The sequence below is a fragment of the Neorickettsia sennetsu str. Miyayama genome, from assembly GCF_000013165.1.
In the GTDB taxonomy this organism is placed as follows: Bacteria; Pseudomonadota; Alphaproteobacteria; order Rickettsiales; family Anaplasmataceae; genus Neorickettsia; species Neorickettsia sennetsu.
In genome coordinates this window covers 501146-514350 of the sequence record NC_007798.1, presented here as the reverse complement: position 1 = coordinate 514350, position 13205 = coordinate 501146, and the positions used below count along the sequence as shown (strand labels likewise).

Genomic DNA, 13205 nt, shown 5'->3' with positions numbered 1-13205 from the left:
GCGTGTCTGTGATGAGTAATTAATATGTTGCATTCGTATATTTTGGAGTTTTTATCTGTGGCGCAGAAAACAGCAATTTCTTGCTACGATATGGCTGGCCTGGGTGATAGTAAAGAGGCGGATCGTGTCGCTGTAGAGACGATGCGGAATGCTCTGAATGAGATCAATGCAACTACTAATGTTATGATAGGCGAAGGCGAAAGAGATTGTGCGCCAATGTTACGTGTAGGAGAAGTGCTGGGCAAGGGAGGGCCACTCTTAGATCTAGCTGTGGATCCATTAGAGGGAACAGATATTTGTGCATCCTTTATGGATGGTTCGCTAGTTGTACTTGGCTTTGGTGAGTCCGGAAGCATAATTTCTGCTCCGGACGTTTATATGGAAAAGATATACACACCTTATGACTGTGATATAGGTTTTGGTAACACGGTTGCTGAAAACTTGAAAAAGATTGCTTCTGCTAAGGGGGTTAAAGGGCCCGAAGAGCTTATTGTTGTAATTCTAAGGCGAGAACGTAATCAACAACTCATTGCTGAAGTTAGGGATGTTGGTGCAAGGGTCCAACTGGTGACGGATGGAGATATATCAGCTATTGTCTCAATGGTTATTGGGAATGCCGGAGATGCGTATATGGGCAGTGGTGGCGCTCCAGAAGGTGTCTTGTCAGCTATGGCTGTACGTAATCTCGGAGGACGAATGGTAGGTAAATTCCTTTTTAAGAGCGATGAGCAGAGGGAGCGTGCACGAAAAGTTGGGATCACAGATTTTGAGAGGTCTTATTCACATGATGAACTCGTAAAGGGGAATGTAATACTTATTTTAACTGGCGTTACGGAGGGGAAGTTGTTGGATGGTGTCAGAAAGGATAAGCTTGAACACCTAACTTATTGTGAATCACTAGTTATATTGCCAGGGTCGTTTAACAAGGTGTGTTCCACTATTCGAGGCTCGCATGTAGGATAACTAAAAAGAGTTTTCGGGCAGCGATAGCAGGTCGTACAGATGTAGGCCTTATCGCTCCGCACGAAATATGTGACTTATGATGGAGCCCTTACATAAGTAAGTCCTTTACTAATTTTCCTCTTCACTCTGATCACCTTGGACATTTTCTATTATCGGGTCAGTCGAGTATATGACTGTGCTGGCGCATTCGTTTTTGCAAAATGGCAGACCTGGCAGAATTTTTGCTAAGGCTTCACCGCTTTTAAGGGTATGCTTTGCACAACTACTCTGAGTGGCTTGGACCGCCTTACTTTTTTCTATAGGAGGGATGCTCTTCTGAACTTCTTCTTTTACTTCATTGGTTTCACTGCAACAGGAGCACTCACATGGATCTACAGTAAGATTGTTCTGCTGAGACACGTTTTCCTCTGCAGAAAGTGTATCGTTTTGGCTTTCTTCTTCTGTTTCATCGATTCCATCACAAGTACAAACGAAAGGACTATCTTGTTGCGTCACACTTCCGTCTTGTTCTTCCTGAACTGCTTCCCTTTTTTGGTCATCCACGCTTTCTGAGTGGGATGATTCAGTGAAACTCGAATCTTCTATTTTTGTGTTCAGCGTAGAGTCATTCTGCCAAGTCAAATTTCCGTATTGATTATCTTTAGCCGTTCTGCTTTTTTGATCATTTTCACTTCCCGATTGAGATGGGTCACTGGAACCTGAATCTTCTGCACCTGGTGTTGCGGTTTCGTGGTCGGTTTTCTCAGGATTAAGCTCCTCTGTCGGACGGCTGTTATCACGATTTTTTAGATCAGAATTTTCTTCCTTATCGACACTCATCTGCTTTTGCTCCAGATGAGCTACGCGGCTGTCTTCTGTTTTGATATCATCTGTTTCAGGTAGTCCTTCTGCTGAGGGTTCCAGAAGCTCACCAACGTTTTGAGTACTTTGGTCGCTCTGCAGATCAGTTTCTTCGAAAGCTGTATTCCTTTCTTGCGCGTTACTTTTTTCTTGTGTGTTACTTGAGACTGTTACATTTTCGGCCTCTGTCTCTACAGTGATCCCTGCTATTTCAGTGGTGCCCTGACTGTTGTTTGATTTCCTTGCTGTGGATTTAGATGCAGCACTGCGAAAGGTACGTCTGGCACGTTTGCTACTACGACGTTTAACATTATTACCACGCTGTTCAGCAAGGGATTTCTTCGTTACGTTTGCAACTGCTCCAAACGAATCATTTGCCTGTTTAACCGCGTCCGTAATATTGGTTTTTAAGGCATCCAAATTATCAGTGAGGAACTCTTCAAAATCTGTTTTTCCTGGAGGGATTTTGTCGACTTCCCAACCTGCATCAACAGGCTCGAACTCTTCTAGTTCTTCAACACTGTCTAGTTCGAATATGCTTGCACCTTTTCCCGGGTTTTTTTGACCATCTGCGATGCCTAAGTACCTCATGTAGGATGATACAAATTCAGGATCGCCTTCAAAATCTATTCCTTGAGGGTTCTGGAGCGGATAGGATGCAAAGTCCCTTCTTTTTTTTCCACAAGAAGGTAAACAGAGAAGCAGTATAAGGGAAAGTATAACAAAACGGATCCGTAACATTTATCCTATAACTTTACAAACTAAAAGTCTGCCCCTTGGAACATGGCAGCAGAGATTGCTAAGATATCACGATATTTGTTTTATTTCTATGAATCTTGCGCAACGCGAAGTATAAGCTGAAGGAAGTTGAGTTAAGTAGATATACTCGGCTCAGAGTTGGAGGTAAGACCAAGTTACTTTACGCAGCAAATGTAAATGAAATTGTGCATTTCACTAAGAATCACAATTTCCATGTTATAGGTGCTGGATCCAATATTCTTGCAGGCCAAGTGTTAGACAAGCCCATTTTGAAACTGGGGAAAGGCTTTGAGTATGTATCATACGCAGATGGAAAAGTGAAAGTCGGAGCGGCAGTACTTACATCGACTCTGGCGAGATTTGCACTTGAGAATGAGATTGGTGCTTTTGAGTTTTTTGCGGTTATGCACCGGACTATCGGAAGTGCTATCACAATGAATACGGGTGTTTATGATCAGAGGGTCTCAGACCTTTTAGTAGCTGCAACTTTTATTGATGAGAATGGAGAGATGCTCACACTTTCTCGTGAGGAAATAGGTTTTAAAAATGGGGGCAACTCATTGCCGAAGAATTACATCTGTGTTGAGGCAGTTTTCGATGCTGGATGTAAGATGCAGAAGGAGAAGATAAAACTGCTGACACTCGAGATGTTAAGAAAAAGCCAGGATTTCCAACCTGCATTTTCTGAATCAGCCTGTCAGCTTTTTCAGGATCTACCAGAACAAAAAGCCTGTGAGCTTATTGCCAAGGCTGGATATGCAGGGTTTTCTGTAGGGTGTGCAAGGATTTCCGAAAAGTACAACAATTTCATCATAAGTGGTGGGTGCAAGACAGCTGATCCACTTTTAGAGCTTTGTTACGTTGTGAGAAATGGGATAAAAAACAGATTGGGAGTTACCCTGGATTTTTCGGTGGTCTTCATATGAGACTTTATTCATGAGTGGGGAATAATGAATAACACACAAAGTTCATTTACGTAATTTTGTTTCACACAGTGATGGATGTAAGGTGTGCATGATGTGCTTGTCTTGAATGTTTTATTTCAGAAGAAATGTCTGCTCTAACTAGCTGATGAATATGCAATGCATGTGAGTACTAGAAGAGTCATTTAATGTGTAAAATCATGTACTTGACTAGATTCTATCAGTACTGGTGGAAAGTAGACTATCTCGTTTTTATTCTCTCTTGTAGACACCTGCGAGAGCGTAAAGGTTGGCTGCGCTGGGTTTTCTGATTTTTCGGCTTTCTGTCTTTGTGAAATTGAGGCCAAGTATCGCTTTATGCACCTTTGTGAACAATCTAGTCATGAAAAAGTAGGAGAGGTTTATTCCTTTGGTGTTTAAAAAATCCACGGAGCTGCTATGATGCTATAGGCCTACTGCTTATTTTATTTGTCAAGTGTCGGACCTAAAAAGCCTTTTACTCCGGATTAACAGCGTAAATTCTACGAAAAAGATTACCAGAGTGATGCAAATGATTGCCACTTCGAAACTAAAACAGGCAAGAATTTCGCTGATGGCTGCACGTCGTTATAGAGACGAGGTGCTACGATCTTTGGAGATATTTGGCAAATTTCGTGAAGAAAGACCTTCTTCAGACGCTCCAACTCAAGGAGATGTGTTGGTTGCTTTCTCTGCGGATAGAGGATTGTGTGGGGGCTATAACTCTTCATTGATTAAGCATCTACGTAGTCTTACTGATAAGTTCAAGGATGGGGGTGCTGCATTTTACTTTATTGGAAGGAAAATTTCTCTTTTTGCTGAGCAGTTTTCATCTATGCACGCAAGTACTTCAGGCAGTGAAGTAGACTTTCACTTTCTCAATAGGCTGGTTACCAGCTTAGGTAGTAGCGCTGTTTTTCATTGTCTCTACACTAAGTGCAAAAGTGCGATGAATATGCACTCTGTGCTACTTAGGATACCTACCGTCAGTGATTTTGTTTTTCATGATGAGTGTACTTCATATCTTGAGCCAGAACATAAGAAGTTGTTTGCGTTCCTCTACACTAAATATGTGTGTGCACAACTTTATGTATGCCTAAGAGAAGCAAAAGTAAGTGAAAATATGAGCAGAATGCTTGCAATGGATGGCGCAACTAAAAATGCTCAGGAAGTGGGTGATAAGCTGAGACGTCGCTATAACAGCGCAAGGCAGGAGAAGATTACAAAGGAATTGATAGAGGTTGTCAGTGGTGCAGAAGTTATCTGAGGGCGATATTCAGGATTTTTTCGGTGTCGGGGTAGGTGAGACTGATCGCCTAGGGGCACGTGGTGCGTCACACTCATTTCTCAAGATGTTTGCAAACTATTTTTCGGGTTATGCATGCAGCGACTTCTCTTCTCTTGTGGCAAAAATGGAAAATCCCGATGGAGGTGAGTCTTTGCTCGTGCTAAAAAGGACTCCATTTTTGTCTTTTTGCGAACACCATGTTTTACCCATTTCAGGGTATATTTCTATCGGATACATTCCGGATAAGAGTATCACAAGTCTTGGGAGTCTAGGAAGATTGGTAAGTGCTTGTACTAAAAGACTGCAGTTACAAGAGAGGATTTGTGCTCAGATTGCACTTGCAATTGAGGAATCTCTGTCTCCAAAAGGAGTAATAGTGTATGCTTCAGCCAAGCATGCTTGCGTGGCGCATAATACCTCGGTCTTTGAGTCTGTAGCAAAAAGAGGGGCTTTCGCTGCTAACACCAAAGGAGAAGTTCAAGAATTTTTTTCTATCTTAAAATAAATTCTCATTCCTATTAATTAGAAATTTTTGAGGATTATACTCTCTGAAATTGTGTTGCGTGGTGCTTCCGGATAAGTGGTGCATCTTTTTATGGGGCTGCAGGGCTATTTCAAGGAGTTTGTTATCTGTGTGCACCACGCCTTTCCTCTTCACAAAGGGATTTTTATGTTTTGTGTGTGCTTCCTTATTGAAGGGGCATCATCTTATCGCCTTTGAGTATCGGGTTGCGGTTTTTGTTAAGTAAATCTTGGACCTATGTAAGTTGATTAGAGCCTCTTTTCCTCATTTTTTCGCGCAACTCTGCTAGTAATTGTGTCCTATCTTCTAAGCTTTTTGACTCGATTCTCAGGAGGTTGCGGAATCGATTTCTTTCCTGTGGAGTTTTTAAGGGAATGATGGTAACTAAGTCATCAGCTATCACGCTATCATCGTTCAACAGTGCAAGCGGTTTATATTCCTCAACGATGATCATGATCGTATTGGGTAATTTCCTTATTACGGATGCTTTAGCAGCCCATTTCTCTTGAAGAACTTTATTTCTTATTTCAGTAAGTGGAACTGAGAGTATATTCCCACCTTTGTACGGTTCAACAAACGAGAATACCTGTTGTTTATCCATATAATTGCAGCCTCTGGTCTCTATTTTATCCACGGTGTATCCGTTCTCTATAAGCAGAGTATTAAAAAGGTGCTTTAATTTACTTGTGAGACTTATTCCTCCGAATACACAGATCAAGAAAAAAAGTAAACAAGATAGCAAAGTAAAGGATTTTTTAATTCTTTTACTCATAGTCTTCTGAGTGCCAAAACTAGGTCTATTAGGTAATACAAAACGAGCAAGCTGTACCTCGTTGAGTTAGTAACGCTCATTCAACTATTAAATCAACGAAAAATCTCCTTGGGATATTTGCTTGAGAAAAGTGTATGGGTAATGTCTTGCTTTTGTGTAGCCACCTGATTTTCATTCCTTTGATATCTAGATCTTAATGATTGTATGTATATTCCTACGAAGCGAGTCACAATGCTACTCTACTCATGCTTTTTATAGGTTGCTACAAGATCATGTTCTCTTTAGTTATAGAAATATTTGTTTTTTTGTTGCTCAAAAGGTCGCGGCATGTTAGAAGTAATTGGTGATTTTGTACGACCATGACAACTACGATAAGACGAAAGTTCAGAGTAAGCAGGCAGATGAAGGCAAGTCTCTGGGGGTCGCAGAAGGATCCAGTGCATAAGAGGAATTATGCTCCGGGACAGCATGGTAGGGCCCCGGTAAAGAAGATTTCGGATTTTTATAAGCAGAACGCTGCGCAGCGTGCTTTTAGAACTTACTATGTTATTGGAAAAAAGCAGTTCGCGAACGTGTTCAGTAAGGCCTATAGGGGTAAGGGCAATACGAACGATAATTTAATTTCTCTTCTTGAAAGCCGTGTTAGCTCAGTTCTGTACAGGTCTGGTATGGTTCCGACGATTTTTGCTGCTAGACAGTTGATATCGCACAAGCATGTTACCGTTAATGGGGAAATAGTAAACATTTGCAGCTTTACCTTGAAAGAGGGGGATGTCGTCCAGATAAGGGATAGGGCTAGCAATATTCCTTGTGTTGTTGCCGCACTTAATTCGAATTCTGAAAGTCCACACTATTTGGAAGTGGATAGAGAAAAGAGATCTGTTAAACTGCTGGTTTTGCCAAAGTTTGAGGATGTTCCATATCCTGTTGTAATGGAGCCGAACTTGGTGACCGAGTATTTTTCCAGTAAGATGTGAGGTTTTTCTGCCCATGTGACGGAACGGTAGACGTAGCGGACTTAAAATCCGTGGGCCTTTTGGCCTTGGGAGTTCAACTCTCCCCATGGGTATTCTCAGAGTTTACTTCGTATAGTGGCTCTGGTGTGTCACTTTTCATTTTGCTGGGCAGAGTTATGTTGTGCGTTTATCAGCGGGTTTGCTGTCTCTGTCTTTTATAAATAGGAATGGGTCAGGCTTTGGTGCGCTTGCGTTAAGCCTGTTTTTAGGGTGAACGTGCGGGTTACAATCTTGTGCTGGTGTGTGGGACTTGTGAAGTTGGATGTACCATCTATAATGCGGGTTCTGTTATTTTTGTTTTGTTGAATGAAATGGAATGATTTCGAGGATATAGCAAGTGCCCTGGAGCTGCGTTATTCCGATAAAGATAATGTTAATCTTCGATTTACTGATCTGCGCAAGTGGGTTCTCTCGCTGGAGGGTTTTGATGACCATCCCGATGCTTGCAATGAGAGAATACTAGAATCTATACAAGCGGCTTGGATGTCTGAGCGGGAAGACCGGGAATGAAGATTACGGTTTTAGGTTGTGGCAATTCTTCAGGTGTGCCAGTTTTAGGTTGTGCATGTTCGGTATGTTTATCAAGTAATCCGCTTGATACGAGAACGAGGTGCTCTGTTTTTGTGGAGACTGCTTCTACCCGCTTACTCATAGATGCATCACCAGATTTGCGAGCTCAAGCGATGCGGGAGGGGTTCTCGAGTGTGGATCAGGTTTTTTACACTCACATACACTTCGATCATCACGCTGGAACTCACGAGCTTTCTTCCTTTGCCACCTCAGAAGGGAATTGTATTCATGTATTCAGTGATGAATTTACTATCTCTCATATAGAGAGTCTCTATGGATATCTTTTCAAGCCGGAACATTTAAGCAATGCAATGTGGAAAAGATGTTACCTTAGTGCAAAGGTTGTCCCGTACTACGAGGAGTTTGCTGTGGGGGATATGCTTTGCATGATTTTCCCCCAAACACACGGCAGTATAAACAGTTGTGGAATTATTCTGAATGGAAAGTTTGCATATTGTACTGATGTTCGTTTAATACCGGATCGTGCCCTTGATATTATGAAGTCCCTCGAGCTAGAGGTTTTTATTATTGAGTGTTTTGACTATCAAAGTTCCTATGCTCACTCCAATTTTTCTGAAGCTTTGGAGTATATAAATCTCATACAACCGAAAAGTGCTTTTTTTACCCACATGACGCATAAGTTAGCGTATGACGATCTGCTTACCAGGCTAAAAGTCAGTGGTGTTAGTCATGTGATGCCAGCACACGATGGTCTCTCTTTGGAGATATGATCTTTGAGACAGTTAGTTTGCTACGTGTTGGTGGGGTTGTTATCTTTCCAACTGAGACTGTGTATGCGCTTGCTTGTGATGCATCAAATTATCGTGCCATGTTGCGGATATACGATATTAAACAAAGAAATTTCAGAAAGAGTTTGCCTATTATGGTGGCAGGTATTTCAGACTTAGGGAGCTTTGCATCATTTAATGAATCTCAAGCCAGGCTGATACAAGAATGTTGTCCTGGTCCAGTGACGTTCATACTTAAGCGTAAGAAAAGCGCTCATCTAAGGTTCAGGTTTCCGGAGAAAGTTGCAGTGAGAGTTCCGGACTCAAAAGTAGCACTTAAAATCCTTAGAGGATTCAAACGGCCAGTTTTCGCTACCAGTGTGAATCTCTCAGGTAGACCAGCGGTAAGCAATTTTACTCAAATAGGTAGTTATATAAAAAAAAGAGTCAGTCGCATCATATGTGATAACCGTGAAGTTAAAGGTACTGCTTCATCCATTATTGATATTTCTGGAAAAAGAGCCGTTTTAGTCCGAAAAGGAGCATTCAGCACATCTTTTGTTGAAAATTTAGAGTTTATAGAATAGGATACTTTGCAGTTTTCAGACGGTGCTTATTATTATAAGCCCTACATTTGCCAATTCGGAATCTCAGGAATGTAGAAAATTTCACTGAATGAAATTCTGTTCAGTGTATTCATTCATCAACAAATATTGCTCACTTCTAAAAGTTGTAGTCTAATATCAGGTAGGAATAGCGCCTCTGGGGTGCATGAAGGGAACTCGCATGAAAGTTGCAGATGATGAATTATTGAAGAAAGTTCACCGGGCCTATCTAGATAGTCCGAATTCTGTTGACCCAAGTTGGAGAGCTTTTTTCGAATCGAGGGGATGTGTGAAGCGTTCTGGTGGGCAGAGTGGATTCTCAAACATGTCGTTCGTTCGGAAGGATAATGGTGCTGTTAGAGAAAATGCGGTTAGTGAGCAGTCTCTACTTGATATAAAAATCAAAGATTTGAAGGACGCATACCGAAGATTTGGATACCTCGCTGCTGATTTGGATCTTCTTGGGTTGGTTAAGCCAATTGTTAGGCCAGAGCTTAACCCGGAGTTTCATGGCTTGAGTGACGTATCTCTTTCAAGTGGGTTCACAGTAGAGCAGATCGTATGTGAAATGCATGCTGTTTATTGTGGACACATCGGAGTGCAATTTATGCATCTAAGCGATAATAGTGAAGTTACTTGGCTCGAAGAAAGGCTTGAAGGTAGACCGTTTTGTCGTATAGGTTTTGGGACATCCCATAAGCTCGCTCTTCTAGATGTACTAATAAGAGTAAATGGGCTCGAGGAATTTGTTAACACCAAGTTTAGAGCTGTCAAACGCTTTTCTGTTGAAGGATGTGATACTGCCCTGGTTGCATTGGAGTCGATAATAGAGGTTGCAGCTAATGCTGGATGTACAGATGTTATAGTGGGGATGTCTCACAGGGGGAGGCTGAATTCTCTGGTCAATACATTTGGAAAGAAATATAGGGCTCTATTCCATGGTTTTGAGGGTAAGTCACCTTTTCCGGAGGAATGTAAAATTCACGGTGATGTAAAATACCATTACGGTTTTTCTTGTGAGCGGAAAACTTTCTTGAGCGAAAAGACTATATTTGCGAGGTTATTGCACAATCCATCGCATCTAGATTCTGTTGACCCAGTTCTCGTTGGTGCTGCGCGTGCTGCTAAAGATTCCGGTGCGGTGGTCTTTCCTGTGCTTTTACATGGTGATGCTGCATTTTCTGGGCAAGGAGTGGTATATGAGACCATGCTCTTGGAAGAGTTACCTAACTATGAATCGGGGGGTGTGATCCACATTATACTTAACAATCAAATAGGTTTTACTACTTCACCACAGGATGTCAGAAAGCAGCGTTACCCTTCTTTCATTGGAGAGTCGTTTGATATTCCTATTTTTCATGTCAATGGAGATGATCCGGAGGCAGTATTTTATGTCACCTTACTTGCTGCAGAGTTCAGAAATACATTCAATAAGAGCGCTATAGTTGATATAGTCTCTTACCGTCGTCATGGGCATAATGAAATCGACGAGCCAAGGTTCACTCAGCCGGAGATGTACGACGTGATTGAGAGGCATAAACGGTCGGTTGATATCTACGTTGAGCGTCTTATAAAGGAAGGTGTTATTTCACAAGATAAATTTGTGGAACTTACTCAAAATTTCGGGGGACTTCTCGATAAGGAGCTGAAGGAAGCTAAGACTTATAAACCTAGCTATGAGGGTTTGATCCAGAAAGGCTGGGAGCGATACCTTGGGCAGGAAGGTCGTGATGAGCCTCAAGTGGAAACAAAGGTACCTAAAGAAGTGCTTCTTTCACTTTCTGAAAAGCTTAACCATATTCCTGAGGGATTTGATGTTAGTCCCAAAGTACTGCGATTGCTCGTACGGAGAGAAGAAACTATTGTTTCTGAGTGTGATGTAGACTGGGGGAATGGAGAGAATCTTGCTTTTGCGACGATACTGAATGATGGGATGTCGGTAAGGCTTGCTGGACAGGATTGTAAAAGGGGTACTTTCTCGCATAGGCATGCCGTTCTCACGTCTCAGTCTACAGGGGAAGAGCTATGTCTGCTGAACCACATTTCCGATGTAGCAAAAATGCAAGTAATTGCCACACCACTATCTGAATATGCTGCACTGGGATTCGAGTACGGCTATAGTCTTATTAATCCAAAGACACTTGTGTTATGGGAGGCGCAATTTGGTGATTTCGCTAACGGTGCTCAGATTATTATAGATCAGTTTATTTCCTCTGCTGAGTCGAAATGGCTTAGCAGAAGTGGTCTAGTTATGTTGCTTCCGCATGGATATGAAGGTCAAGGAGCTGAACATTCATCTGCGAGAATTGAAAGGTTCTTGCAACTTGCTGCTGACAACAACATGCGTGTAGCCAATTGTACAACTCCAGCGAATTTTTTTCATGTTCTGCGCAGACAAGTTCTTAGTGAAATAGTAAGACCTTTGGTAGTTTTCACGCCTAAGTCGCTGCTCAGACATAAGATGGCTGTGTCAAAGTTAGAGGAGTTCTATGAAGGGAGCTTCAGGCCTGTAATTAGTGACTATTGTAGTGATGCTAAGAAAATCCATAGGGTGATTTTCTGTAGCGGTAAGGTTTATTATGATCTCTTGGCAGAACTCAAGTCAGAGAGCATACTTCTCGTGAGGGTGGAGCAACTTTACCCAGTTCCAGATCGTGAAATTCGTGAAATTTTAGATGTGTACAGGGATGCGGAGTTTATATGGTGCCAAGAGGAGCCGAGAAATATGGGTGGATGGTCCTTTATGCTTCAGGTATTTGAGGAACGCTATTCGAAGAAGTTAAGGTATATTGGCCGGAATTATTATCCGGTTCCGTCAGAAGGTTTAATGGATGATCATATTGCTAACCAAGCTGCCCTAATTAAGCAAGCTATTACCGTCTAAAAAGAAGTAAAGCAGTTCTCTAGTTGAGAACTCTCGGTAAGGGTTTGTGAGAAGAGAAGAGGAGCTGCTCCCGCTCCGATTTGTAAATGTAGTTCATCCACACTACGTGCGAGCTCTTCAGTGTGTGTTATTTAGTTTGCAGATTCGTCTTGGTAATTGGGTGTCCCTTATTTGGACTTCTCCTAAGAAGAACACTGAATATGCTATTCCTACCTGCAGAACAAAAGCAAATATAACTTCATATCCCATACGAATCTTTTTCTCAGGGCAGCCTTGCTGAATTAATTGTTGACAAGTAGTCTAATGCTTTTCCCGTTAGTCGACGACCCCGTTGTGTACGACTCAGAAAGCCTATTTTTATCAAGTATGGCTCTATTAACTCTTCTATCGAATCCTCTTTTTCCGAGATTGCTGCAGCAATGGTTTTGATACCCACCGGATTATCAGAATAATTTTTTGCTATGAAATCCATATACGTGTAGTCTAACTTATCTAAACCGAATTGGTCTACCTCCATCTTATTCAGTGCTAGGTCTGCAAATTCGCGAGTTATGACATCAGAATCGCTGACTTCAAGAAAGTCACGCACCCTTTTGAGCAGCCTAAGAGCGATTCTTGGTGTTCCTCTAGAGCGTTTTGCAAGCTCTATCATGGCGCCATTTTCTATATTAACAGATAACCTTTCTGCTGCTTGCTGAAGAAGTTGAAGTAGTTCGCTTACAGTATAAAAGTCGAGCCTAAGTGTAATACCAAATCTATCTCTGAGTGGATTGGAGAGCATCCCTATACGCGTAGTTGCGGCAACTAGTGTGAATTTAGCTAGATTTATTCTAATACTCTTTGCTGCTGGTCCATCTCCGACAATGAGATCAAGGTGGTAGTCCTCCATAGCGGGATAGAGGACTTCTTCTACAGCTGAAGGTAGTCTATGTATTTCATCTATGAAGAGGATGTCATTTTTGTGCAAGTTTGTAAGTATTGCTGCAATATCGCCAGCCTTTGAGAGAAGCGGTCCAGCGGTTGTGTGGATTCTACTTTCAAGCTCGTTACTTATAATATGTGCTAATGTTGTTTTTCCGAGACCTGGTGGACCACAGAAAAGTACGTGATCAAGGGAGTCATTCCTTTTTTGTGCGGAGTCTATAAAAACTTGCAAGTTTTCTACGACACGTTGCTGTCCAACGAACTTTTCGATAGATTTCGGTCTAAGTGAAAGGTCCTGGAAAGTCTCCTCTTGTTCAAATATACTATTTCGCACTTTCTCTTGGTTGGGGCCAGCAGCTAACGTAACTTTACTATACTTTCCATCACCAAAA

Annotated in this window: 12 protein-coding genes and 1 tRNA gene; 10 read left to right on the top strand and 3 right to left on the bottom strand. The window is 41.8% G+C overall.

Annotated features, from left to right (window positions below; all coding sequences use genetic code 11):
• Positions 1-24 precede the first annotated feature (24 nt).
• Positions 25-963, top strand: coding sequence for a fructose-bisphosphatase class II family protein (locus tag NSE_RS02425; RefSeq protein WP_011451978.1), 939 nt, complete (start codon positions 25-27; stop codon positions 961-963).
• Positions 964-1071: 108 nt separating this feature from the next.
• Here NSE_RS02425 and NSE_RS02420 read toward each other — a convergent pair whose 3' ends face one another.
• Positions 1072-2544: a hypothetical protein gene (locus NSE_RS02420; protein WP_011451977.1), complete on the bottom strand. Its 1473-nt coding sequence runs from the start codon at positions 2542-2544 to the stop codon at positions 1072-1074.
• Between the two features lie 95 nt (positions 2545-2639).
• On the opposite strand from NSE_RS02420, the gene NSE_RS02415 reads away from it, so the two are divergent.
• The 3 genes from NSE_RS02415 to NSE_RS02405 all read left to right on the top strand — a co-directional run bounded on the left by NSE_RS02415 (position 2640) and on the right by NSE_RS02405 (position 5296).
• Positions 2640-3488 (top strand): FAD-binding protein, encoded by an 849-nt coding sequence (locus tag NSE_RS02415; protein WP_011451976.1) that lies wholly within the window; start codon positions 2640-2642, stop codon positions 3486-3488.
• 472 nt (positions 3489-3960) lie between these two features.
• A complete protein-coding gene (locus NSE_RS02410) occupies positions 3961-4770 on the top strand; it encodes a F0F1 ATP synthase subunit gamma (protein WP_011451974.1) in 810 nt (269 codons plus the stop codon).
• Positions 4751-5296 carry a GTP cyclohydrolase I gene (locus NSE_RS02405; protein WP_227028931.1) on the top strand — a complete coding sequence of 182 codons (546 nt, stop codon included), beginning with the start codon at positions 4751-4753 and terminating at the stop codon, positions 5294-5296. The genes NSE_RS02410 and NSE_RS02405 overlap by 20 nt, the downstream gene beginning before the upstream one ends.
• Positions 5297-5549: 253 nt before the next feature.
• Here NSE_RS02405 and NSE_RS02400 read toward each other — a convergent pair whose 3' ends face one another.
• Complete coding sequence (locus NSE_RS02400) at positions 5550-6086, bottom strand: cell division protein FtsQ/DivIB (protein ID WP_011451971.1); 537 nt, start codon at positions 6084-6086, stop codon at positions 5550-5552.
• A gap of 359 nt (positions 6087-6445) precedes the next feature.
• On the opposite strand from NSE_RS02400, the gene rpsD reads away from it, so the two are divergent.
• The 6 genes from rpsD to NSE_RS02370 all read left to right on the top strand — a co-directional run bounded on the left by rpsD (position 6446) and on the right by NSE_RS02370 (position 11889).
• Complete coding sequence (gene rpsD / locus NSE_RS02395; RefSeq protein ID WP_011451969.1) at positions 6446-7063, top strand: 30S ribosomal protein S4; 618 nt, start codon at positions 6446-6448, stop codon at positions 7061-7063.
• 9 nt (positions 7064-7072) lie between these two features.
• Positions 7073-7155: transfer RNA gene (locus NSE_RS02390), tRNA-Leu, on the top strand.
• A 253-nt stretch (positions 7156-7408) separates the two neighbouring features.
• Complete coding sequence (gene iscX / locus NSE_RS02385) at positions 7409-7612, top strand: Fe-S cluster assembly protein IscX (protein WP_011451968.1); 204 nt, start codon at positions 7409-7411, stop codon at positions 7610-7612.
• Positions 7609-8403 carry an MBL fold metallo-hydrolase gene (locus NSE_RS02380; protein ID WP_011451967.1) on the top strand — a complete coding sequence of 265 codons (795 nt, stop codon included), beginning with the start codon at positions 7609-7611 and terminating at the stop codon, positions 8401-8403. The genes iscX and NSE_RS02380 overlap by 4 nt, the downstream gene beginning before the upstream one ends.
• Positions 8400-8987, top strand: coding sequence for an L-threonylcarbamoyladenylate synthase (locus NSE_RS02375; RefSeq protein ID WP_011451966.1), 588 nt, complete (start codon positions 8400-8402; stop codon positions 8985-8987). The genes NSE_RS02380 and NSE_RS02375 overlap by 4 nt, the downstream gene beginning before the upstream one ends.
• A 184-nt stretch (positions 8988-9171) precedes the next feature.
• Entirely contained in the window at positions 9172-11889 is a 2718-nt protein-coding gene (locus NSE_RS02370) for a 2-oxoglutarate dehydrogenase E1 component (RefSeq protein ID WP_011451965.1), read from the top strand.
• Positions 11890-12151: 262 nt separating this feature from the next.
• Here NSE_RS02370 and ruvB read toward each other — a convergent pair whose 3' ends face one another.
• Positions 12152-13147 carry a Holliday junction branch migration DNA helicase RuvB gene (gene ruvB / locus NSE_RS02365; protein WP_011451962.1) on the bottom strand — a complete coding sequence of 332 codons (996 nt, stop codon included), beginning with the start codon at positions 13145-13147 and terminating at the stop codon, positions 12152-12154.
• Between the last annotated feature and the right edge of the window lie 58 nt (positions 13148-13205).